Origin of the sequence: Pseudogemmobacter hezensis, from assembly GCF_013155295.1 — a bacterium.
Taxonomy (GTDB): Bacteria; Pseudomonadota; Alphaproteobacteria; order Rhodobacterales; family Rhodobacteraceae; genus Pseudogemmobacter; species Pseudogemmobacter hezensis.
This window is the reverse complement of sequence record NZ_JABJXT010000011.1, coordinates 23360-45912: the sequence shown is the minus strand read 5'-3', so window position 1 is coordinate 45912 and position 22553 is coordinate 23360. Positions and strand designations below refer to the sequence as shown.

19 protein-coding genes and 1 tRNA gene are annotated in these 22553 nt (G+C 63.1%); 5 read left to right on the top strand and 15 right to left on the bottom strand.

What is annotated here, in order from left to right; genetic code table 11:
* Positions 1–89 precede the first annotated feature (89 nt).
* The 4 genes from ihfA to HOY34_RS13230 all read left to right on the top strand — a co-directional run bounded on the left by ihfA (position 90) and on the right by HOY34_RS13230 (position 3379).
* The gene (gene ihfA / locus HOY34_RS13245; protein WP_172363618.1) at positions 90–392 is read left to right on the top strand and encodes an integration host factor subunit alpha; all 303 of its coding nucleotides are present in this window, start codon (positions 90–92) and stop codon (positions 390–392) included.
* Positions 393–481: 89 nt separating this feature from the next.
* Positions 482–1936, top strand: coding sequence for a MerR family transcriptional regulator (locus HOY34_RS22115; protein ID WP_253944447.1), 1455 nt, complete (start codon positions 482–484; stop codon positions 1934–1936).
* Between the two features lie 147 nt (positions 1937–2083).
* Positions 2084–2162 (top strand) — tRNA-Pro (locus HOY34_RS13235).
* A gap of 116 nt (positions 2163–2278) precedes the next feature.
* Positions 2279–3379 carry a 2'-deoxycytidine 5'-triphosphate deaminase gene (locus HOY34_RS13230; protein WP_172363617.1) on the top strand — a complete coding sequence of 367 codons (1101 nt, stop codon included), beginning with the start codon at positions 2279–2281 and terminating at the stop codon, positions 3377–3379.
* Between the two features lie 42 nt (positions 3380–3421).
* Here HOY34_RS13230 and HOY34_RS13225 read toward each other — a convergent pair whose 3' ends face one another.
* The 12 genes from HOY34_RS13225 to HOY34_RS13170 form a co-directional block, all read right to left on the bottom strand.
* The gene (locus HOY34_RS13225; protein ID WP_172363616.1) at positions 3422–3628 is read right to left on the bottom strand and encodes a hypothetical protein; all 207 of its coding nucleotides are present in this window, start codon (positions 3626–3628) and stop codon (positions 3422–3424) included.
* Positions 3629–3638: 10 nt separating this feature from the next.
* Positions 3639–4280: an SMC-Scp complex subunit ScpB gene (gene scpB / locus HOY34_RS13220; protein WP_172363615.1), complete on the bottom strand. Its 642-nt coding sequence runs from the start codon at positions 4278–4280 to the stop codon at positions 3639–3641.
* A 13-nt stretch (positions 4281–4293) separates the two neighbouring features.
* Positions 4294–5106 carry a segregation and condensation protein A gene (locus tag HOY34_RS13215; RefSeq protein WP_172363614.1) on the bottom strand — a complete coding sequence of 271 codons (813 nt, stop codon included), beginning with the start codon at positions 5104–5106 and terminating at the stop codon, positions 4294–4296.
* Positions 5103–6149, bottom strand: coding sequence for a beta-N-acetylhexosaminidase (gene nagZ, locus HOY34_RS13210; protein WP_172363613.1), 1047 nt, complete (start codon positions 6147–6149; stop codon positions 5103–5105). The genes HOY34_RS13215 and nagZ overlap by 4 nt, the downstream gene beginning before the upstream one ends.
* Positions 6146–7357, bottom strand: a complete 1212-nt coding sequence (locus HOY34_RS13205; RefSeq protein ID WP_253944445.1) for an SPOR domain-containing protein — start codon at positions 7355–7357, stop codon at positions 6146–6148. Before HOY34_RS13205 ends, nagZ begins: the two co-directional genes overlap by 4 nt.
* A 71-nt stretch (positions 7358–7428) precedes the next feature.
* Positions 7429–9171 carry an arginine--tRNA ligase gene (argS, locus tag HOY34_RS13200; RefSeq protein WP_172363818.1) on the bottom strand — a complete coding sequence of 581 codons (1743 nt, stop codon included), beginning with the start codon at positions 9169–9171 and terminating at the stop codon, positions 7429–7431.
* A gap of 195 nt (positions 9172–9366) precedes the next feature.
* Positions 9367–9813, bottom strand: coding sequence for a cytochrome c maturation protein CcmE (ccmE, locus tag HOY34_RS13195; protein ID WP_172363816.1), 447 nt, complete (start codon positions 9811–9813; stop codon positions 9367–9369).
* Between the two features lie 112 nt (positions 9814–9925).
* The gene (argC, locus tag HOY34_RS13190; protein WP_172363612.1) at positions 9926–10954 is read right to left on the bottom strand and encodes an N-acetyl-gamma-glutamyl-phosphate reductase; all 1029 of its coding nucleotides are present in this window, start codon (positions 10952–10954) and stop codon (positions 9926–9928) included.
* A 130-nt stretch (positions 10955–11084) separates the two neighbouring features.
* Complete coding sequence (gene prfB, locus HOY34_RS13185) at positions 11085–12206, bottom strand: peptide chain release factor 2 (protein WP_172363611.1); 1122 nt, start codon at positions 12204–12206, stop codon at positions 11085–11087.
* A gap of 202 nt (positions 12207–12408) precedes the next feature.
* Positions 12409–14973, bottom strand: a complete 2565-nt coding sequence (locus HOY34_RS13180) for a penicillin-binding protein 1A (protein ID WP_172363610.1) — start codon at positions 14971–14973, stop codon at positions 12409–12411.
* Positions 14974–15105: 132 nt separating this feature from the next.
* A complete protein-coding gene (locus tag HOY34_RS13175; protein WP_253944459.1) occupies positions 15106–16317 on the bottom strand; it encodes an N-acetylmuramoyl-L-alanine amidase in 1212 nt (403 codons plus the stop codon).
* 143 nt (positions 16318–16460) lie between these two features.
* A complete protein-coding gene (locus tag HOY34_RS13170; protein WP_172363606.1) occupies positions 16461–17612 on the bottom strand; it encodes a pyridoxal phosphate-dependent aminotransferase in 1152 nt (383 codons plus the stop codon).
* 94 nt (positions 17613–17706) lie between these two features.
* Here HOY34_RS13170 and HOY34_RS13165 point away from each other — a divergent pair, with 94 nt between their 5' ends.
* A complete protein-coding gene (locus tag HOY34_RS13165; protein ID WP_172363604.1) occupies positions 17707–18456 on the top strand; it encodes a DsbA family protein in 750 nt (249 codons plus the stop codon).
* Between the two features lie 75 nt (positions 18457–18531).
* Here the strand turns inward: HOY34_RS13165 and ispG are convergent, their stop codons facing one another.
* The 3 genes from ispG to hemA form a co-directional block, all read right to left on the bottom strand.
* Positions 18532–19656, bottom strand: a complete 1125-nt coding sequence (gene ispG / locus HOY34_RS13160; RefSeq protein WP_172363602.1) for a flavodoxin-dependent (E)-4-hydroxy-3-methylbut-2-enyl-diphosphate synthase — start codon at positions 19654–19656, stop codon at positions 18532–18534.
* A 142-nt stretch (positions 19657–19798) separates the two neighbouring features.
* Positions 19799–21079, bottom strand: a complete 1281-nt coding sequence (locus HOY34_RS13155) for a helix-turn-helix domain-containing protein (RefSeq protein ID WP_253944444.1) — start codon at positions 21077–21079, stop codon at positions 19799–19801.
* Positions 21080–21261: 182 nt separating this feature from the next.
* On the bottom strand, positions 21262–22491 hold the full coding sequence (gene hemA, locus HOY34_RS13150) for a 5-aminolevulinate synthase (protein WP_172363600.1): 1230 nt from the start codon (positions 22489–22491) through the stop codon (positions 21262–21264).
* Positions 22492–22553: the final 62 nt, after the last annotated feature.

Below are 22553 nucleotides of genomic sequence, written 5' to 3'. Positions count from 1 at the left end.
TGAACCACACTGTCCAAGCCTTTGATATTGACAAAGCAATTCCGAACCAGCCATCCTTTGCCGGTAACCCCGGGGGGGACATTGGACCTATGAGTGAAAAGACACTGACGCGTATGGATCTGACCGAAGCGGTTTTCCGCGAGGTTGGCCTTAGCCGCAATGAATCCGCCGATCTGGTTGAAGCCGTGCTTCAGCACATCTCTGACGCGCTGGTCGCGGGTGAGACGGTCAAGATCTCATCCTTCGGCACCTTCTCGGTCAGGGCGAAATCGGCCCGGGTCGGGCGCAATCCGAAAACCGGCGATGAGGTTCCGATCTCGCCGCGTCGGGTGCTGACCTTCCGGCCTTCGCATCTGATGAAAGATCGTGTGGCGGCTGGCGCAGGCCAGTAAGCCGCAGGCAAACCACAGGTAAGCCACGGCCAGGCCGCCTCGGGCATCAGCCAGGGGCGGCGTCAGCCAAAGGCCAGGCAGGGCAGCAAATGGACAAATCACCCGACGCCTTCCGCACCATCTCGGAAGTCGCCGAGGCGCTGGACACCCCGGCCCATGTACTGCGCTTCTGGGAGACGCGGTTCCCGCAGATCCGCCCGGTCAAACGGGCGGGTGGGCGGCGTTATTATCGCCCCTCGGATCTTGCGCTGCTGATCGGGATCAAGCGGCTTTTGCACGAAGAAGGCATGACCATTCGCGGCGTGCAAAAGGTGTTGCGCGAACAGGGCGTGCGCCATGTCGCAGGCCTGAGCGATGAGATCTCGCCGGAAGAAGAGGCGCTGATCTCGGCAATGACCAGTCCGCCAGCGGCGGCAGAGGTCACCCGACTTGCGCCGCGTGCTCCCTCTGCGGAAGGCCGTCAGGAAGCAGACCCGGAGGCAGACCCGGAGGCCATTCAGCCAGCCCCCAATCAGATGGACGAACAGCCGGAATCGCTGACGGATACTGCCGCCTCTCATTCCGGGCCCGAAGCAGATACAGATCATGCTTCCGTCAGTGCGGGCGGGGTGAAGCCGGGTGCTCTGCCCAAAGGCGGGCAAAGCGCAGAGGTGATCGCCTTCCCGCTGGAAAGCCAGACCGAGGCGCCTCTGGACCTGCTGGCAGATTTTTTCCTGCCCTCTGACGCGCCCTCTCCGGTCCCTCCCGCTCTGGCCGGCCCCTCTCTGGCCGGCCCCTCTCTGGCCGCCCCCTCTCTGGCCCATCCCTCTCTGGCTCCACGTGCAGGGGCCAAAGACCTCTTCCGGAAAGACAGTTCTTTGCCCGCCGAAGACCCCCGCCAGATCAGTTTCCCGGGTTTCGCCTCAGACACCGGGGCAGATGACAGCCGGACAGATGATTCTGTATCAGGTGATTCTGTTCCTGATGATGCCAGGCCAAAGCAGGCCTCAGATCAGCCGCCTCAGGGTGATCCGGCTGAAACCTACCGCATCGCAGCCAGACAGGCCGCAGAGAATCATGATCTCGCCGAGCACAGTCTGGCAGAGAACAGTCTGGCAGAGCAGGCTGACAATCGCGCCTTCACAGACAACAGCCACCTTGATCATCATGACGAGGCCCCCTTCGTCTTTGACATTGACGACGAGGACGAAGCCGCGCCCGTCAGCGCCACCATTACCCCCTTCCCGCCTGCAGCTGCCCCGGCAGATATGGCCCCGTCAGAGCCAATCACGCCAGAGCCAGTGACGCCCGAGCCAATGACGTCAGGGCCAGTGACATCCGAGCCAATGACGTCAGGGCCAGTGACATCCGAGCCTGTCTCACCAGGGGCCCTGGCGGCAGGGCTGCAGACCGAGGCCACCCTGCCCCGTCACAGCCTGGCGGCAAGGCTGCGTGCCCTGCCCAAAGGCGCCCTGACCGCGCAGCGCGACAGGCTTTACCCACTGGCCGGCCGCATCGCCGCGCTGCGCGAACGGCTTGAACTTGCGGAAAAATCCGCCCGTTAACGCCGGATCAGGCCAAATCCTCAGGGCTTTTTGGTCCTTTGCCGCCTGCCCGAAACCAATGCCAAAGCTCGGTGATGAAATTCCCGTCAAAACCTGCCGCTTTATGCTTGAACCCGCCCGGGAAATCGTTATTCAGACGCTCAGTGTCGGGCCGTAGCGCAGCCTGGTTTAGCGCGTCCGTCTGGGGGGCGGGAGGTCGTGAGTTCGAATCTCACCGGCCCGACCATCGAAAAACCGCTCGCCTGCTTTTCGCAGCGCGGGCGGTTTTCATTTGTAATGTCAGTGCCCTGGCGAACCCTCGCGCAGCCACGGCCCAATCAGGCGCACCCACAGGAGGCAAGCATGGCACAAGACATCAACCGCCCCACCCCTGACACGGGCGTCCTGCCCGATCATGCGATCCGCAGTCTGATCGGCCGCGGTGCGATTTCCGCAGCCCCCCAGATCACAGATCCTCAGATCCAGCCCGCCAGCCTGGATCTTCGACTTGGCACCACCGCCTGGCGGGTCCGGGCCTCGTTTCTGGCCGGGAAGGGCCGCGACGTGGCGGGGCGTATCGCTGAATTTGCCATGCACCGCGTTGACCTGACCGAAGGCGCCGTGCTGGAAAAGGGCTGCGTCTATGTGATCGAACTGGCCGAGACGCTGGCCCTTCCCCAGGGAATCACCGCCGTCGCCAATGCCAAAAGCTCGACCGGGCGGCTGGATCTGCTGACCCGCACCATCACCGATGGCGGCACCGAGTTTGACCGTATCCCCGAGGGCTATCACGGCCCGCTTTACGCCGAGGTCTGCCCGCGTTCCTTCTCAGTCCTGGTCCGCGCCGGACAGCGGCTGAACCAGATCCGCTTTCGCGCAGGCCAGGCGGCGCTTTCAGACAGCGATCTGACCAGCCTGCACCACAGAACCCCGCTGGTCGATGGCACGCCCGTGATATCCGAGGGCCTGGGCTTTTCGGTCGACCTGCGCCCGGCCAGCGGCACGCTGGTTGGCTACCGCGCCAAGCCCCATACCGGGGTGATCGACCTGGATCGGATCGCACATTACCCGGCGCGTGACTTCTGGGAAGAGGTGCACAGCGACGACGGGCGGATCATCCTGGACCCTGGTGCCTTCTACATTCTGGTCTCGCGTGAGGCGGTCACCATTCCCCCCGATCATGCTGCCGAAATGGCCCCCTATCTGGCGATGGTGGGCGAGTTCCGCGTACATTACGCCGGGTTCTTTGACCCCGGCTTTGGCCATGACGCGGCGGGGGGGCACGGCTCTCGCGGGGTGCTTGAGGTGCGCTGCCATGAGGCCCCCTTCGTGCTGGAACATGGCCAGGTGGTCGGGCGTCTGGTTTATGAGCGTATGGCCGCCCTGCCCGAGCGCATCTATGGCGCCGATCTGAAATCGAATTATCAGGGCCAGGGGCTGAAACTGGCCAAGCAGTTTCGCTGAAATCTGGCAGGTGCGCCAATAATTACGTCAGCTGCTGCCGTCTCAGAGACGGCGGCCCAGCCGTGACAGTTTTTTGGCCTTATCCGCCAGGTCTTTGGCGCGTCTTTCCTGCTCGCGCTCTTCGGGGGTCATCTCGGCCGGGGTTTTGCCACGACGCGCCGCATAGTCAGCCGCGCTGCGCACGCCTTTGTTCACCGCTTTTTGCAAGAACATCCGCATCAGCATCTGAATCAGACGGTTCAGGTCCATCCTGTTCCCCTCAATCCTCGAACAATTCGCTCTGGCCGCTTTGGGCCTCATCCTCATCGTCACGCGGCGCATCCTGGCCCGGCATCGGACGGCTTTCCAGCAGTCCCGCCTGGCGCAGCTCTTTCAGCCCCGGCAGATCACGTGCCGATTCTAAGCCGAAATGGTCAAGAAACTCTTCCGTGACCACGAAGGTCGTTGGCCTTCCCGGCGTCATCCGGCGGCGGCCAAAGCGGATCCACTCCATCTCCATCAGCTGGTCGATGGTGCCACGGGAAACCGCAACACCCCGGATTTCCTCAATTTCTGCCCGCGTCACCGGCTGGTGATAAGAGATGATCGCCAGCGTCTCGATCGCCGCGCGTGACAGTTTGCGGCTTTCGACCGATTCGCGCACCATCAGATGGCCCAGATCGCCCGCGGTGCGAAAGGCCCAGGCATCGCCCACCCGCACCAGATGCACGCCGCGCCCCTCATAGCGTTTGCGCAGGTAAGCCAGCGCCTCGGCGGGGTCGCAGCCATGCGGCATGCGTTTGGTCAGCTCTGCCACCGTCATCGGCTCGACCGAGGCAAACAGCATCGCCTCGACCATACGCTCTTGCTCGCCCATGGGCGGCGCGTCGAACAGGCTTTGTTCTTCGGGCTCTCGGCTCATCTCAACTCTGGTCTCATTCAGGGCTTGCGCGGCGGATCTGGATCGGCGCGAAGGTCTCGCCCTGGCGCAGCGTCAGCTGGCCGCGCTTGGCCATCTCCAGCACCGCCGCGAAATGTGCCGCCGTGGCCGAGCGCCGCGCCATCGGCGTTGCATCCCAGCCCTCGGGCAGAAATCCCGACAGATCCGACCATTCGCCGACATAGCCGATCAAGCCGCGCATCCGGTCAAGCGCCTGCTCCATCGTGAAAACATGCTCGCGGTCCATGACGAAGGGGCGGAACTCATCGCGGGTGCGGATGCGGGCATAGGCGCGCATCAGATCCAGCAGATTGGCCTCCCAGCTGACCTTACGCTGCAGGCTGACCGTCTCGGGCTGGCCGCGCACAAAGAAATCACGGCCCTTCTGGTCGCGGGCCATCAGCCGGGCCGCAGCCTCGCGCATCGCCTGCAGACGTTCCAGCTGGAAAGCGAGGTGAGCGGCCAGCTCTTCAGCGGAAGGCCCCGCCTCGCCGGGTTCGGGCGGCAGGAGAAGGCGCGATTTCAGAAAGGCCAGCCAGGCCGCCATGACCAGGTAATCAGCGGCCAGCTCGATCCGCAGCTTCGCCGCCTTGTTCACGAACAGAAGATATTGCTCGGCCAGCCGCAGCACCGAGATCCGGCGCAGATCCACCTTCTGCGTCCGCGACAGCGTCAGCAAAAGGTCAAGCGGGCCTTCAAAACCATCGACATCGACGATCAGCGCCTCGGCGGCCAGGCGCGCCGTCGGGTCAAGGCGCTCTGGCGCGGTCCAGTCATCTGCCAGCGGCAGTTGTCTTTCGTCATTCATCCGGCAGATCCCCGGGACAGAGCCTGAAACTCTGCCTCGAGGGCGGGGATATCGACGGGCGCAGGTGCGGTGCGGCAGGCCAGCGCGGCCAGGGCGCGGCTGCGGGCGGCCGGGGTCATATCCCCTGCGGCGCGGGCCACCTCGATCATCTGGCGCATATCGCCCTTGCAATGCAGCGCGATATCGCAGCCCGCCTGCATCGAGGCCGAGGTGCGCTGATCCAGGCTGCCCGAAAGCGCCTCCATATTCAGGTCATCGGTCATCAAAAGACCTTTGAATCCAATCTCATGGCGGATCACCCGCACCATTTCCGCACTTTGGGTGGCGGGGTGCAGCGGGTCATATTCGGTGAAAACAATATGCGCGGTCATCGCCATCGGCAGATCGGCCAGCGCGGTAAAGGGCCAGAAATCGACCTCTGCCAGCTCTGCCCGAGAGGTGGTGACGCGCGGCAGCTCCAGATGGGTGTCCTGGCGGGCAAGCCCGTGGCCGGGCATATGTTTCATCACCGGCAGCACGCCGCCGGCCAGATAGCCATCGGCCACCGCGCGGGCGATCCGCGCCACCGCCTCTGGCCCGGTGCCATAGCAGCGGTTTTTCAGGAAAGGATGGGTGTCTGCACGGGCCACATCGGCAACAGGTGCGCAATTCGCGTCGATCCCGACCGCGCGAAGTTCAGATGCGATCAGGCGGGCCATGATCTCCATCAGCCGCGCCGCATCCTCGGGGCTTGCCGCACGGCCGATAAGATCCAGCGGCGGCAGCCATTCACGCCAGTGCGGCGCACGCATCCGCTGCACGCGCCCGCCCTCCTGGTCGATCAGGATCGGCGCGTCGCGGCCCACCGCCTCACGCAGCTCGGCGGTCAGGCGGGAAAGCTGCGCCGGATCCTCGACATTGCGGGCAAAAAGGATAAAGCCGAAGGGGTTGTAATCGCGGAAGAAATCCCGCTCTTGCGGCAAAAGTTCGGGGCCTGCGGTGCCAAAAATCGCCGCGCCAGCCCCTGCCGCGCCCTCTTGCACCGATACGTCACTGCCACTCATCGCTGGGTCACCGGGATACAGTTGATCTGCTCTGCCACCGCGGCCGAGCAAAAGCGCCGCGCATCATCCTCGCTGGCGAAACCATGGCCACGCAGCCGCCAGAAGGTATGACCACTGCTTTCGGCGGATTGCACCACCATCGCCTTGCCACCCATCAGCGGGCCAAGTTTCGCGGCGATCCTGCTCCATTCCGCAACGGCATCGGCCTCGCTTTCAAAGGCACCGAATTGCACAAGGCGGGTGCCCGGCTGCAGGCTGGCGGGATCAATCTGGGTCGCAGCCGCCGCACCCTCAGCCGCGGTGCCCGCGGCCAGGGCAGGTGCTGCAGCAGCGCCGCCGGCAGCGGCGACGCTCAGGCTGCCTGGGCGCGCGCGCGGGCGCGGTGAGGTGGCCATTGCGCCCGCAGGCAAGGCCGGGGAGGCCTGGGCCACCAGCTCGGCCGAAGCCGCATCATCCATGCCAAGCGCCTCGGCCAGGGCCAGCGCGACGGCCTCATCCTGGCTGATCACCGGCGCGGCCGTATCTGGCGTGGTGGCCGGGGCCAGCGCCTCGGGCGCGACCTCCAGCGGGGCCGGGGATTCCTCGGCCGCAGACATGCGCGTGACCGGGGCCGTATCGGCAGCCGCCTCGCCCATCAGCGCAGTCTCTGGCGCACCAGGTTCCGGCGCACCAAGTTCAGGCGCGGCAGGCCCGGCAACAGACAGGCCGGCCACATCCTCAGCGGTCAGCTCTGTGGCCGAAGGGGCAAGACGCACCGTGTCGGAGCGGTTGCCGCCATCACGCGCCGCGACATCATTGACCTCAAGCCCCTGATGGCTGACCACCAGCCCACTGGGACCAGAGGGCGCGACGCGCATCGGCCCTTCCATCGCGCGAACCACGGGAACGCCACGCACGTCACGCACGGCCAGCTCCCAGCCCCAATAGGCAAGCGAGACGACCAGCGCCACAGAACCGACAGCGCCTGCGATATTGACCATACGCTGCGCCCGCGTCATCGGCGCGGCAGGCAAAGGGGCCGGGTTTATCGGCGCGCGGTTCGGCTGGGCATAGCCCTGGGCGGCTGGCTGGCGCCCATAGGCCGGGGGCGCTGCAAAGCGGCGGGCGGCCATGTCATCAGCCCCCCGCGAATGCTGCGAGGGACCGTTTCCGGCTGCGGACTGCGATGCATGCCCGCGATGCTCAGCGCCATAATCAGCGTTTGCCATGCCTGCCCTCTGCGCCTGATCAACCCTGGATTTTCACCCTGCCTGAAGGACCGATCACGGGCGCAGTTTTATCAGCGCATCTCTTCGACCGGTGTCACGCCAAGGATAGCAAGACCGGCGGAAATAACAACGCCCGTGGCACGGGCCAATGCGATTTTCGCCTGAGAATCAGCCGTTTTTTCCTGAACGAAGCGCAATTCCTGCTCATCATTGCCACGATTCCACAATCCATGGAATTCCGAGGCAAGCTCATAGAGGTAGAAGGCGATGCGATGCGGCTCGTTGTTGCGGGCGGCGATTTCCACCAGACGCGGCCATTCGGCGATCTTTTTCAAAAGCGCGATCTCGGCCGTATGCGACAGACCGCTGTGATCTGCGGCCATCAGCGTGGTGTCATCGACCGCAATCCCGGCCTCACGCGCGCGGCGCAAAACCGAGTTCACCCGGGCATTGGCATATTGCACGTAGAAGACCGGATTGTCCTTCGACTGCTCCAGCACTTTGGCAAAGTCGAAATCCAGCGCGATGTCGTTCTTGCGGGTCAGCATGATGAAACGGGTGACATCGGCCCCCGCCTCTTCGACCACGTCGCGCAGGGTCACAAAGGTGCCTGCCCGCTTGGACATCTTGAAGGGTTCGCCGTTTTTGAACAGCTTGACCAGCTGGATCAGCTTGATGTCCAGCGGCACCCGGCCACCGGACAGGGCTGCCACGGCCGCCTTCATCCGTTTGACATAGCCGCCGTGGTCAGCGCCGAAAATGTCGATCAGCTGATCGAAGCCGCGCTTCACCTTATTGTAGTGATAGGCGATGTCGGGCGCGAAATAGGTCCAGCCGCCATCCGATTTCATCACCGGGCGGTCCACATCATCGCCATGCGCGGTCGAGCGGAACAGCGTTTGCTCGCGCGGCTCCCAGTCTTCCAGCTGCTTGCCTTTCGGGGGCTCAAGCACGCCTTCATAGATCAGGCCCTTCTCGCGCAGCTCGGCGATTGCAGCCTCGATCTCTCCGGTGCCGTAAAGCGCCTTTTCAGAGGAATAGACATCCATCCTGACGCCAAGCGCATCCAGATCCTCACGGATCATCTGCATCATCGCATCGGTGGCAAATTCGCGGATATCGGCCAGCCAGACGGATTCAGGCTGATCGATCAGGCTGGTGCCGTATTTTTCTTTCAGCGCCTCGCCCACCGGGATCAGGTAATCGCCGGGGTAAAGGCCTTCGCGGATCTCAGGCTCCAGGCCATTGGCCTCGCGGTAGCGCTCATAGGCCGAGCGGGCCAGCACATCGACCTGGGCGCCGCCGTCGTTGACGTAATATTCGCGGGTGACGTTCCAGCCCGCGAAAGCCAGCAGGTTCGAGAGCGCATCGCCCACCACCGCGCCGCGCACATGGCCGACATGCATCGGGCCGGTCGGATTGGCCGAGACAAATTCGATATTGACCTTCTCACCGCCACCAATGGCCGAGCGGCCGAAATCGGTGCCCTCGGTCAGCGCGACGCGCACCAGCCCCTGCCAGAGCGCAGGATCAAGCCGCAGGTTGAGAAAGCCCGGGCCCGCAACCTCGGCCCCCGCGATGCGTGGGTCTGCCATCAGATGGCGGGCAAGCGCATCGGCAATCGCGCGCGGCTGCAGGCCCGCGGGCTTCGCCAAGACCATTGCCGCATTGGTCGCCATATCGCCATGGGCGGCGTCACGCGGCGGCTCGACCGCGACATTCGAGAGGTCGAGACCTGCGGGAAGCGTGCCTTCCCCGGCCATCCGGCCCAGAGCATCCACCACCGCGCCGCGGATATCCGCAAAGAGGTTCATCTGATCAAATCCTGTTCTGACAGAAGAGGCATTGCCAGAGGCGGGGGGATTGGTCAAGCGAAGCGCTGGTCGCAGACGTCGGAACAGGGGGCTCTGCTCCCTGCCGCGCGTGCCGCGCTGACCCCCGGGTATTTTTCGACAGATGAAAGGCAGCAGTGAAGCAGGCCGTTTTATGGGCTGCCAGGGGCCGGGACATTATTGGGGCGCTTTGTAGACGCCTTGTTCTTTAAGCGCGTCCATCACCTCTTTGGGCATATAGGTCTCGTCATGTTTGGCAAGAAGTGTCGTGGCATGGAAGGTGCCGTCGATCAGATTTCCGGTGGCAATCGTGCCGGTGTTTTCGGTGAAAAGATCCGGGCGCGGGTCTTTGCCGATATAGCTGACCGGGATCTCGGCCGCGCCATCGGTGATGACGAAATCGAAATGGACGCCGGGGCGGTTGACGATCGAGCCGGGTTTCACGAGGCCGCCGAGGCGGAAGGTCTCATCCGGGTCAGGCTTTTCTTCCAGGGTCTGGGTTGGGCTGCGGAAGAAATTGATGCCATCAGTCAGCGCGATGCCGACGAAAACCGTGGTCAGGAACAGCGCCAGGAAAGCGAGGATGATGATCTGGATCCGGCGCTGTTTTTTCAGCCCCTTCATCCCGCGAAACTTTGGCTTGGCTGTGCTTTGCATGGCGCTTTCCTAGTCATCCCGGCACCAGACTGGCATGGCGGCGCCGGGACTTCTGTGATTTCGATCAATCGGGCCGATATCAGGGGAAGATCGGCGCCATGGTCAGGCCTGCAGTCTCATCAAGGCCCAGCGTCAGATTGGCGTTTTGCAAGGCCTGGCCCGACGAGCCCTTGGTCAGATTGTCAAGCACCGCAACCACCACCGCACGGCCTGCGATCCGGTCAGCGGTCACCCCGATATGGCATTGGTTCGAGCCTGCGATGTCGCGGGTCGAGGGCAGGCTGCCAAAGGGCAGCACCTGGAGGAAGGGCTCGTCCCTATAGGTGGCGGCCAGGGTCTGATGCACGACTTTCGCATCGCCGCGCACATAGGTGGTGGCAAGGATGCCGCGGTTCATCGGCAGGAGATGCGGCGTGAACTGCACCAGCACCGGGCGGCCTGCGATTTTCGAGAATTCCTGATCGAACTCGCCCAGGTGGCGGTGTTTGCCGCCTGCGGAATAGGCATGGGTGCCGCCAGAGAGCTCGGCGTGAAGCAGGTTTTCCTTCAGCGAACGGCCCGCGCCCGAGACGCCTGCCTTCAGGTCGATCACGATTTCATCAAGGTCGATCACCCCCGCCTGGATCAGCGGGCGCAGCGCATATTGCCCGGTCGCCGCATTGCAGCCGGTGCCCGCGATCAGGCGGCCGTTGCGGATCTCATCACGGTAGAACTCGGTCAGGCCGTAGACGGCCTCCTTCTGCAAATCGAGGGCGGCATGCGGCTGGCCGTACCACTTTTCATATTCCGCCGGGTCGCGCAGACGGAAATCAGCCGAGAGATCGACGATTTTCAGATCGCGCGGCAGCTGTGAGATCACCGCCTGGCTGGTCGCATGCGGCAGGGCGCAAAAGCACAGATCGATCTGCGTAAAGTCGATCTCGTCGATCTTCACCAGGCGCGGAAGATCCAGATGGCGCAGGAAGGGGAATACATCGGCCATCGCCATACCCGCCTTGCGATCCGCCGAAAGTGCGGTGATGCGCATCTGCGGATGGCCTGCGATCAGGCGAACCAGCTCGGCCCCGGTATAGCCCGAGGCCCCCAGAATGGCGATACGGAAGGTCATTTGCGTCGTCCTGCGAGGAAGAGGGAATTGCCCTGCCTAATTGGCGTCAAATCGCGCCATTTGCAATGCGGCAGGGAAGATGACGCAGGTCTGCGCCCCATTTTCAGGGGCGCGTCAGTCGGTCCTGGCGTCAGCCCTCGGCGTCGGCGCGGCTTTTCCCGGCCATATCCAGCGCCAGGGTCGCCGCCATGAAGGGGTCAAGATCGCCGTCCAGCACGCCTTGGGTGTCCGAGGTTTCATGGTTGGTGCGCAGATCCTTCACCATCTGGTAAGGCTGCAGCACATAGGATCGGATCTGGTTGCCCCAGCCCGCATCGCCCTTGGCGTCATGCGCCTCATTGATCGCGGCCGAGCGCTTGTCCAGCTCGATCTGATAAAGCCGCGCCTTCAGCGCATTCATCGCGATCTCGCGGTTCTGGTGCTGCGATTTCAGAGATGAGGTCACCACGATGCCTGTCGGGAAGTGGGTGATCCTGACCGCCGAATCCGTCTTGTTGACGTGCTGGCCGCCCGCGCCCGAGGAGCGGAAGGTGTCGATGCGGATGTCTTTGTCCAGCACCTCGATCTCGATATTGTCGTCAACAACCGGATAGACCCAGACCGAGGCAAAAGAGGTCTGCCGCTTGTCGCCCGAGCCGAAGGGCGAAATCCGCACCAGGCGGTGCACGCCCGATTCCGTTTTCAGCCAGCCATAGGCATTGTGGCCCGAGATCTTATAGGCGACCGATTTGATCCCCGCCTCCTGCCCGGCTTCCTCGGAGAGCATCTCGACGGTAAAGCCGCGACGCTCGGCCCAGCGGGTGAACATCCGGGCCAGCATCTCGGCCCAGTCCTGGCTTTCCGTGCCACCGGCGCCTGCGTTGATCTCAAGGAAGGTGTCATTGCCGTCAGCCTCGCCATTCAGCAAAGCCTCCAGCTCTTTTTGCGCGGCAACCTCCAAAAGCGCCTTCAGCGCCTCCTCAGCCTCGGTGACCAGCGCATCCTCGCCCTCAGCCTCGCCCAGCTCGATCAGGCCGATATTGTCGTTCAGCCCGTTCTCGATCATCCGATAGCCGTTCAGCGCATCCATCAGCGACTGACGCTCGCGCATCAGCTTTTGGGCGCGGGCCGGATCGTTCCACAGATCGGGTTGCTCGATCAGCGCGTTGAATTCCTCCAGGCGATGCGGCGCCATCTCAAGATCAACCCTCTGGCCCAGAAGGCTCAGGGATTTGCGGATCTGTTCAATATTCGCTTGCGTCTCGGCGCGCATCTTTCACCCTCTCAATCGTCGTCCGGCGTCATATCGCCTGGTTTGCCCGCTCACAAGGGGCACAACAGGCCCAAAGGCGCGAGAGGCAGGCCAAAAGACCTCGCGTGCGCAGGCTTCGTGCAACCGATGCTGCAGAGGCCAAAGGCCTGGCCTGCGCCTCCGAAAGTGCGCAGGCCCGCTCCGTCTGTTCAGGGCCCTCTGATCAGTAAAGCCCGCCAGAGGATACCGTGCCGAAATCGGCCTTGCCCGGGATCACCGTCGTCTGCCCCGAGGCCGTCGTCGCCGTCACCGCCCCGCTTTCGGTCTCGCCATAGGCAAAGAGCGGCAGGTTCTGCCCCATCTCAAAGCCGCCATCAACCAGCGCCCCCTGGCCGAAGATCACATCCTCGCCCTCGCGGAAATATTCCGAGACCACATTCGCCCCGGTCGCATCCGGCGACAGCCGCGCCCCGGTAAAGCGGTCGATCTTCACGAAATAGCCCCCCGGCGGCACCCGGAACTGCGAGCCGCCGTATTTCTTGACCACGTCTTTCATGAACTCCTGGAAGACCGGCACGCAAAGCGTGCCGCCATAGGCCCGCGCCCCCAGGGTGCGCGGCTGGTCAAAGCCGATATAGCAGCCCGCCACCACATTCGAGGTATAGCCGATGAACCACACGTCTTTCGCGTCATTGGTGGTTCCGGTCTTGCCCGCGACCGGCACCGGCAGATTGACGCCCGAACCGGACCCGCGCTGCACAACCCCCTCCATCATAGAGGTCAGCTGATAGGCGGTGATCGCATCCATCACCCGCTCGCGGTTCGAGGTGATCCGCACCCCCTCGCCGCGCGGCAGATCGCCAAGGGTGCAATCCTCGCAGCTGCGCTTGTCGTGGCGATAGATGGTGCGGCCGTAACGGTCCTGCACCCGGTCAACCAGCGTCGGCTCGACCCGTTCGCCGCCATTGGCGAACATCGCATAGGCGGCGACCATCTTGTAAAGCGTGGTTTCCTGCGCCCCAAGGCTATTGGCCAAAAGCGGGTTCAGACGGTCATAGACGCCAAAGCGCTCGGCATAAGAGGCGACGGTATTCATCCCCACTTCCTGCGCCAGGCGGATGGTCATCAGGTTGCGCGACTGCTCGATCCCGGTGCGCAAAGGCGTCGGGCCATAGAATTTGTTCGAGGCGTTTTTCGGCGTCCACAGCCCCTGCGGCGTCGAGATCTCGATCGGCGCATCGACCACGATCGTGGCCGGTGTATAGCCACTGTCCAGAGCCGCCGCATAGACGAAGGGCTTGAAGCTGGATCCGGGCTGACGCTCGGCCTGGGTGGCGCGGTTGAATACCGAATACTGATAGGAAAAGCCGCCCTGCATCGCCAGAACGCGGCCGGTATTGACGTCCATCGCCATAAAGGCGCCCTGCACCTCTGGCACCTGGCGCAGCGTCCAGCGGATGAAAGAGCCATCGCTGTCTTTGGTCATCCGCCTGACCAGCACCACATCACCGACATCCACCAGATCCGAGGCGCGCGTGGCCTTCTTGCCCAGCTTGCCATCGGCCAGCCGCTTGCGCGCCCAGGTCACATCATCGGCAGGAATGAAATGGCCCTCGCCATCCTCAGCGACATCCTCGATGCCGATCCGGGCCGAGCGCTCGCCCAAAGACAGCACCACCGCCGGATACCAGCCGTCGATATCGCGCGGCACATCGCTGGCGGCCAAAGCTGCCCGCCAATCCTCTTCGCGCGACAGAAGATCGGCAGGGATCACCTTGCCGGTGCCACGCCAGACGCCGATGCCACGGTCATATTTCTCAAGCGCACGACGCAGGGCTGCCTCGGCGATGTCCTGCAGGTCCTGGTCGATGGTGGCACGAATGGTCATGCCGCCCTCAAAGAACTCTTTGCGGCCGAAATCCCGTGACAGCTGGCGCGAGACCTCTTCGGTGAAATAGGTCCGCCCCGGCAACTCCTGGCGATAGGACTGGAAATCGCCGTTCTGCACCGATTTCAGCGGCAGCTCGCGCTCAGCGCGGTAGGTCGCCTCGTCGATATAGCCGTTGTCCCACATCTCATGCAGGACGTAATTGCGCCGGTCGGTCACGCGCTGTTTCGCGGTGACCGGATGATAGCGCCCGGGCGCCTGCGGCATCGAGGCCAGCATCGCGGCCTCATGGGGCGCAAGCTCGGTCAGGCTTTTGTTGAAATAGGTCTGGGCGGCCGCGGCCACCCCATAAGAGTTCTGACCAAGGAAAATCTCATTGAGGTAAATTTCAAGAATACGGTCCTTGGACAGCGTCTCTTCCAGCCGGGTTGCCAGAATGATTTCCTTGATCTTGCGCTCAACCCCGGCCGCGCCCTTGCGGGTGCCATCCAGCAACATGTTCTTCGCCACCTGCTGGGTGATGGTCGAGGCACCGCGCACGTCCTGCCCGCGCGAGCGCACGGCCTCGGTAAAGGCGGCAACCATTGCCCGCGCATCATAGCCCTGGTGCTTGAAGAAATCCTTATCCTCAGCCGAGACGAAGGCCTCTTTCACGAGATCCGGAATATCCTCGGCCGAGACGAAAAGCCGGCGCTCTTCGGCGAATTCGTCAAGGATACGCCCCTCGCCGGAATAGATCCGGCTGATGGTCGCGGGCGCATATTGCGCAAGGCTTTCATGGCTGGGCAGATCGCGCGAATACATCCAGAAGATCGCACCAATCGTCAGCGCACCGAAGAAAATCCCCAGCGTGACGGCGGAAAAGATGGCCCCAAGAAAAGAGGCGGTGAATCGCAACACTGCTGAAATCTCCGGCTGATCGGGTTCTCACTATATCAGACGCGCTGCTGCGTCAAAACCCCGGGCTTCAACACCCGGTGACAGAGGCGGGATTGCGCGGGCCTGCCCCCCCTCAGCCATCCCGGGGCCCTGCTAGTCGCGCACCGCCCGAAGCGCGGCATCCTCTTTGGCCCAGGCCAGAATGCCGTCGCGCAAAGCCGCCGCCATTTTCGCGCGCCATTCGGCATCTGTCAGTCGCTTCAGATCCCGCGATGAGGACAAAAAGCCCAGCTCGACCAGCACCGAGGGGATGTCGGGCGATTTCAGCACCGAGAAGCCCCCCTCCTGATGCGGTTTGCGGTGCATGCGCAGATCCGCCGCCCGGATCGACGCCTCAAGGGCGGTGACCAGCCGCGCGATACGCGGTTTCGTCTCGGTGCGGGCCATGTCGATCAGCACCGTTGCCACCAGATCATCCTGCGCCGAGAGGTCAATGCCCGCCAGCAGATCGTCGCGGGCATGGCGTTCAGCCAGGGCGGCGGCGGCGGCATCGCTGGCCTCATCCGACAGGGTGTAAAGGGTTGTTCCATGCGCTTCGCCCTCGGCCAGGGCATCGGCATGCAGCGAGATGAACAGATCCGCCGCCGCCGCACGGGCCAGCGAGATCCGCGCCTCAAGCGGCACGAAGATGTCCTCTTCGCGGGTCATGACCACCCGGAACCTTTCGTCGCGGGACAGCAACTCTTTGAATTCTCGGGCAAAGACCAGCATCAGATCGGCCTCTTTATGGCCATCGCGCTCTGCGCCCGGATCAATGCCGCCATGGCCCGGATCCAGCACGACCACAATCGGCCCGCCCTTGCGCCGCACGGGCGGCGGCAGATCCGCAGCGGGCGGCAGCGCCCATTCCTCTGGCTCTGGCAGCGCGGCAAGGCGGGCGAAATTCTCACGCGAGCTGCGGTCAAGCGTGATCGCCACCCGCGTCGGCCCGCCCGCGCTGTTCTCTGCGCCATCCCCGGTTTCCATCCCGGCGCGTGAGACCAGCCACGGCCCGTCCAGCTCTATCACGAGGCGCGACCAGCCGGGACGAAAGGCCCCTGCCCGCAGGGATTTCACCGCCGGCGCGTCACGGGTCATCCGCTCCAGCCCCGCCCAGTCGACCTCACGCATGTCGAGCACCATCCTGGGCGGATTGTCCAGCATACGCACCCGCCAGGGCACGGGCTGGCTGATCACCAGATCAAGATGCAGCGCCCCCTGGGTTTCGCGCAGTTGCGAAAGGCCCGGTTCAAAGCGGGCAAGCGCGGTGAACTCCTGGGCCTCGGCCCTTGCCGCCCCCCCCGTCACCGTCGCCGTCACCAGCATCAGCAACAGCGTCAAAAGCCGAATGAAAACCCGCATCCTGTAATCCCGCGCAATCTGCCTGCCAGCGCAATCTGTCTGCCAATGTCAGGGCAAGCCCTCTGCCCCCTGGCCAGACTATGGAAAGCGGGGGCGGAAAAGTCCATTCACCTTGCCGCCATGAAGGCCTTCAGACGGCGCAGCCCCTCGGCAATGTCAGCGGTCGAGCGGGCATAGGAAAAGCGCAGCGTCTGATGACCGCGCTTTGGGTCGAAATCGAGGCCCGGCGTGACCGCAACCCCTGCCCCCTCAAGGATCTCACGCGCCAGCCCCAGGCTGTCATCGGTCAGATCCGAGACATCGGCATATATATAAAAGGCCCCGTCAGGCGGCGCGATTTTGGTAAAGCCAGCCTCGGGCAGGCCTTCCAGCATCAGGCGGCGGTTCTCGCGGTAGACGGCGCGATTTTCCTCCATCTCGGCCTCGCAGTCCAGCGCGGCCAGCGCGGCCAGCTGCGCGGGATGGGGCGGGCAGATGAACATATTCTGCGCCAGCCGCTCGACCCGGCGGACCTGATCTTCGGGCACCACCATCCAGCCGATCCGCCAGCCGGTCATCGAGAAATATTTCGAGAAGGAATTGATCACCCAGGGGCTCTGGCTGATTTCCAGCGCCGAGACCGCGCGCTCGCCATAATGCAGCCCGTGGTAAATCTCATCCGAGATGAACGGGACGCCCTTTGCCTCGGCCCAGGAGATCAGGGCGCTGAGCGCCGCATGATCAAGCATGGTGCCCGAGGGATTGCCCGGCGAGGCCACGATCAGCCCGTCAATGTCATGGCCCGCAAGATCGGCAGGCACCGGCTGCAGGCGGTTTTCGGGCTGGGCAGGAATGCCGACTGGCACCAGCGACAGGGCACGCAGGATCTGGCGGTAACTGGGATAGCCCGGCTCACCAAGGCCCACCCGCTGCCCGGCCTCGAACAGCGCTGTGAAGGCCAGAAGGAAAGCGCCCGAAGAGCCTGCCGTCACCACCACCCGCGCCGGATCAAGCGTGATCCCATACCAGCGGTGGTATAGATCGGCGATACCCTGACGCAGGGCAGGCAGACCAAGCGCGACCGTATAGCCCAGCGGCTGATCCAGCGCCCGGGCCAGCGCCTGACGTGCGCCCTTTGGGGCGGGGGTGCCGGGCTGGCCGACCTCCATATGGATGATGCTGCGCCCGGCCTCTTCCAGGGCGCGCGCATGTTCCATCACATCCATCACAATAAAGGGATCAACATCGCCCCGCCTGGCCCGCTGACTTGATCTGTCCATCCCATGCCCCCTAAAGTGCCACCAACCGCGTTCCGGCCATCTTCAGGGCTGACTGCCCCCGGCACGTGCAAAGGTCAACCCGGAAGGATTTCCCATGCGTCCCGCGCTTACCCTCGCTGCTTTGTTTACGGCAGTCACTTTTTCTGCCGCCCAGGCCGAGGGGCTGAAGGATATGATCGCCTCTGAGCCCGAGGTGTTCAACCAGGCTGTGGCCGATTATCTGCTGGAAAACCCGGAGATCATCCTGGAGGCAATGAAGGTTCTGCAATCGCGTGAGGATGACGCATCGGCCCAGCGGGACATCGATATGCTGGCCGAAAACCGCGATGCGATTTTCAACAATGCGAATGACTGGGCGGGTGGAAATCTGCAAGGCGATGTCACCGTGGTCGAATTCATGGATTACCGCTGCGGCTATTGCCACAAAGCCTTTGCCGAAGTGGAAGAGCTGGTCAAAACCGACGGCAATATTCGCTTTGTGCTGAAAGAGTTTCCGGTCCTCGGCGAGCAATCGGTGCTTGCGGCAAAATTCGCCATCGCAGTGCGGATGATCCACGGCGATGAGGCTTACAAGAAGGCCCATGACGCGCTTTTCGCCATGCGGGGCGATATGACACCGGAATCGCTGTCACGTGTTGCCACGGATATGGGCCTCGATCCCGCAGCGATCCTTGCAAAGGCAGAGACGCCAGAGGTGCAGGCGGTCATTGAGGCCAACTACGCCCTCGCCGACAAAATGGCGATCAATGGCACGCCGACTTTCGTGATTGATGACGCAATGGTGCGTGGCTATGTGCCGCTTGATGGCATGCGCCAGATTGTCGAGCGTCAGCGCGAAGGCTGACACGGATCCTTGCAAGGATCCGCAACGATTTCTTGCAGAAATCGGCCCGCAATCTTCAAAGATTGCGGGTTTCGCTTATTCGGCGGCCTTTGCCTCTGCCGCATCGATCTCGCCTGCGCGTTTTTCGACCAATTCAACAATATGGTCGATCATCGCGTCATTTGACATTTTATGGCTTTGTTTTCCGGCCATATAGACCATGCCATTGCCAGCGCCGCCGCCGGTAAAGCCAATATCAGTCATCAGCGCCTCACCGGGCCCATTGACCACGCAGCCGATGATCGAAAGACTCATCGGCGTCTTGATATGTTCAAGCCTGCGCTCGAGTTTTTCGACCGTTTTGATCACGTCGAACCCCTGACGCGCACAGCTCGGGCAAGAGATGATCTGCACGCCGCGGGTGCGCAGGCCCAGCGATTTCAGGATCTCATAGCCGACTTTGACCTCCTCAACCGGATCCGCCGACAGCGACACCCGGATCGTGTCGCCGATGCCGAACCACAAGAGGCTTCCAAGGCCCACCGCAGATTTCACGGTGCCCGACATCAGGCCGCCTGCCTCGGTGATGCCCAGATGGATCGGCGCATCGGTTGCAGCTGCCAGCTGTTGATAGGCTGCAGCGGCGAGGAATACGTCGGATGCTTTTACCGAGATTTTGAACTCGTGAAAGTCGTGATCCTGGAGGATTTTGATGTGGTCCAGCCCGCTTTCAACCATCGCATCCGGGCATGGCTCTCCATATTTATCAAGGAGATGCTTTTCCAAAGACCCGGCATTCACCCCGATCCGGATCGAGCAGCCATGGTCTTTCGCGGCCCGCACGACCTCGGCCACGCGTTTTGCATCGCCGATATTGCCCGGATTGATCCGCAGACAGGCGGCGCCTGCCTCGGCGGCCTCAATCGCGCGCTTATAGTGGAAATGGATGTCGGCGACGATCGGCACCGGGCTTTCGCGGCAGATCTCATGCAGGGCGACGGTGCTTTCCACATCCGGGGCCGAGACCCGAACGATATCAGCCCCGGCATCCGCCGCGCGGATCACCTGATCCAGCGTCGCCCGCACGTCTGAGGTGATGGTGTTCGTCATCGTCTGCACCGAGATCGGCGCGTCCCCGCCCACGGGCACATTGCCAACCATGATCTGGCGGCTCTGGCGGCGCTCTATGTTCCGCCAGGGGCGGATCGGGTTCAGACTCATTCCCGCATACTCCGGTGCTGTCCTGCCCTGTTTAGTCCTGAGTGCCAGACAGAGCAACCTGCCCCGGAACCCGCCGCGGTCACAAAGCGAACAGCCCCCGTTTTAGCGGGGGCTGTTGCGATCTGCAAAAGAGATACGGGATCTATTGCTGGGTGCCCGTCTGCTGGGTGCCCGTCGCACAGCTGGCGGCCAGGTTCGGCACCACGCCGCCATCGGCATCCGCCGTCATGATCCGCGCCAGATCGCGGTCTTTCTCAAGATTGGCCTCGGCATATTTGCCGGTAACCCCTTCAGGCGAAAGTGCGATATTGCTGGCCACATTCGCGCCAGGACCCGCAGGACCATAGGTCTTGCCGCCCACCACGAAATAGACCGCGCCCGAGTTTCCGGTGCGCAGCGAGGCCACATCCTCAAGCGCGGGAACCTGATAGCTTTCACAGGTGTTGAGGATTTTCTCAAACAATACGGTGCCATCGGCCGAGCTGACGCGCATCCAGGCCGGACGTACGGCAAGGATCTGCACGCCCTGCGGCGCATCGGCCGTCAGCTGGATCACGCCATCCGCGCCAGCATCGGCCGTGCGGACCACACCCGACGCATCGCCGGGCTGGCCGTTTTGCGCCTGCGCCACCTGCCCATTCGCCACCTGCCCGCCACTGCGCGGGTCAATCGCCCCGATCGGACCATTGCGCGACACGAAAACCGGAACGTCCAGCGCCTGCGGGCGGTAGAGGCGATCCATCAGATCGGGCTCTGCCCCGGCAGCTGCAGTTCTGGTGACAGGCTCACGATTGCCAGCATCCGCCGCCGTCGCCTGGCCCGGGACATCCTGCTGCAGCGGGTCAATAGAGACCACGACGGCAGGGGCCTCATCGACAGGGGCCAGCTGCACGCGCTGCACCTCTTGCAGGATCGACCAGCCGCCATAGCCAATCGCGCCGATCAGCGCGAGCAGCACCGCAAGCGAGCCGACAGCGCCCGGCTCGACCTTTGAGAGCCAGCTTTCCCCGCGCGGGATAAAGCTGAGATCGGGATTGGCCAGCGGGTCGGAAAAATCATTGCGCGGACGCGCCTGGGCGGCCCGGGGCGTTCCGGCCTGGGCCGACATGCCATGCGCGGGGGTGAAATTCGCCTCGCGGCAAAAACGGGCAAAGGCCTGATCCGAATCCATGCCCAGATAGCGCGAATAAGAGCGCACATAGCCCGCCACAAAGCCCGGCGATTCAAAGGCCGAGATATCGGCATTCTCAATCGCGGCAATATAGGTGGCCTTGATCTTCAGCTCGCGCTGAACGTCGAGCAGGGATTTCCCCAGCGTCGCCCGCTCTCCGCGCATAATATCGCCGAGACGCAAGTCAAAGTCGTCAAAGCCCTTCGGCTTCTCCGGTTCAACTGCCTGAGGTTTCGACCTCCAGCTGATCATGCGATGTCTGTCCCCCAGCCTGTATTCACGCCACACCCTGCCTGCCTTGCGGGCTGCCTTATGCCGACAGCGCCCCTGGTGGCGGATTTCACGAGATAAGTCTTCACATTCGCGCGACTCATCTCACCTCGTATTGCTAAAACCCTAACACAGGGCAAGAGTTTTTGCACATGCGAGAGCGCTCAGGCGGAAGCTTCGGCGCGATTCAGCGCACATTGCCCCCAGAGCAGGTCCATCGCCTTCACCAGCTGGTCGATTTCCGCTGCCCCATGCACCGGCGAGGGCGTGAAGCGCAGCCTTTCCGTGCCACGCGGCACAGTGGGGAAATTGATCGGCTGCACATAGATGCCGAATTGCTCAAGCAACATATCCGAGAGCATCTTGCAATGGATGGGGTTGCCCACATGGACGGGCACAATATGTGTGTCATGATCGATGATCGGCAGGCCCAGGCCGCGCAGCCGCAGCTTCAGCGCTTTCGCCTGATCCTGATGCTGTTTGCGCAGGGCGCGACCGCCCTCGCCTTTCAGGAAACGGATCGCCGCCGCCGCCCCTGCCGCAACAACCGGCGGGATCGAGGTGGTGAAGATAAAGCCCGGCGCATAGGAGCGCACCGCATCCACCATCTTCGCAGATGCAGCAATATAGCCGCCGAACACGCCGTAAGCCTTGCCGAGCGTCGCGTTGATGATGTCGATGCGGTGCATCTGGCGATCACGCTCGGCAATGCCTGCGCCGCGCGGGCCATACATGCCAACGGCATGGACCTCATCAAGATAGGTCAGGGCGCCAAACTCTTCGGCGATATCGCAGATGGCGGAAATCGGCGCCACATCGGCATCCATCGAATAGATCGACTCAAAGGCGATCAGCTTCGGCGCAGCCGGATCATCAGCCGCCAGCAATTCGCGCAGATGCGCCAGGTCATTGTGGCGGAAAATCCGCTTCGCGCCGCCGCCTTTGCGAATGCCCTCGATCATCGAGGCATGGTTCAGCGCGTCGGAATAGATGATCAGCCCGGGGAAAATATCGCGCAGCGTCGAAAGCGTGGCATCATTGGCGATATAGGCCGAGGAAAAGACCAGCGCCGCCTCTTTGCCATGCAGATCGGCGATCTCGCTTTCCAGACGGTTGTGATAGACCGTGGTGCCCGAGATGTTGCGCGTCCCACCCGAGCCTGCGCCCGTGGCCTCAAGCGCCTCATGCATCGCCGCCAGCACCTCTGGATGCTGGCCCATGCCCAGGTAATCATTGCCGCACCAGACGGTGATCTTCTGCTCAGAACCATCGGCGCGGGTGCGGATTGCATGGGGGAAATGCCCCTTGCGGCGCTCGATATCGATGAAGGTGCGATAGCGCCCCTCATCATGCAGCCTGCCCAAAGCAGCATCAAGCGCAGCAGTATAATCCATGGGTCCGTCCTCACGTCTTTGCAGATCCATCCTGATGCGGATCCGCATGCCCGGCCCTGATA

Coding starts and splice junctions, on each gene's coding strand:
- HOY34_RS13155 (WP_253944444.1), bottom strand. CDS start 21,079: ATGATCAGCTGGAGGTCGAAACCTCAGGCAGTTGAACCGGAGAAGCCG.
- argC (WP_172363612.1), bottom strand. CDS start 10,954: ATGACCTTCCGTATCGCCATTCTGGGGGCCTCGGGCTATACCGGGGCC.
- HOY34_RS13175 (WP_253944459.1), bottom strand. CDS start 16,317: ATGCTGGTGACGGCGACGGTGACGGGGGGGGCGGCAAGGGCCGAGGCC.
- ihfA (WP_172363618.1), top strand. CDS start 90: ATGAGTGAAAAGACACTGACGCGTATGGATCTGACCGAAGCGGTTTTC.
- HOY34_RS13165 (WP_172363604.1), top strand. CDS start 17,707: ATGCGTCCCGCGCTTACCCTCGCTGCTTTGTTTACGGCAGTCACTTTT.
- HOY34_RS13205 (WP_253944445.1), bottom strand. CDS start 7,357: ATGGCAAACGCTGATTATGGCGCTGAGCATCGCGGGCATGCATCGCAG.
- HOY34_RS13215 (WP_172363614.1), bottom strand. CDS start 5,106: ATGAATGACGAAAGACAACTGCCGCTGGCAGATGACTGGACCGCGCCA.
- ccmE (WP_172363816.1), bottom strand. CDS start 9,813: ATGAAGGGGCTGAAAAAACAGCGCCGGATCCAGATCATCATCCTCGCT.
- scpB (WP_172363615.1), bottom strand. CDS start 4,280: ATGAGCCGAGAGCCCGAAGAACAAAGCCTGTTCGACGCGCCGCCCATG.
- ispG (WP_172363602.1), bottom strand. CDS start 19,656: ATGAGTCTGAACCCGATCCGCCCCTGGCGGAACATAGAGCGCCGCCAG.
- hemA (WP_172363600.1), bottom strand. CDS start 22,491: ATGGATTATACTGCTGCGCTTGATGCTGCTTTGGGCAGGCTGCATGAT.
- nagZ (WP_172363613.1), bottom strand. CDS start 6,149: ATGAGTGGCAGTGACGTATCGGTGCAAGAGGGCGCGGCAGGGGCTGGC.
- HOY34_RS13230 (WP_172363617.1), top strand. CDS start 2,279: ATGGCACAAGACATCAACCGCCCCACCCCTGACACGGGCGTCCTGCCC.
- HOY34_RS13170 (WP_172363606.1), bottom strand. CDS start 17,612: ATGGACAGATCAAGTCAGCGGGCCAGGCGGGGCGATGTTGATCCCTTT.
- argS (WP_172363818.1), bottom strand. CDS start 9,171: ATGAACCTCTTTGCGGATATCCGCGGCGCGGTGGTGGATGCTCTGGGC.
- HOY34_RS22115 (WP_253944447.1), top strand. CDS start 482: ATGGACAAATCACCCGACGCCTTCCGCACCATCTCGGAAGTCGCCGAG.
- prfB (WP_172363611.1), bottom strand. CDS start 12,206: ATGCGCGCCGAGACGCAAGCGAATATTGAACAGATCCGCAAATCCCTG.
- HOY34_RS13225 (WP_172363616.1), bottom strand. CDS start 3,628: ATGGACCTGAACCGTCTGATTCAGATGCTGATGCGGATGTTCTTGCAA.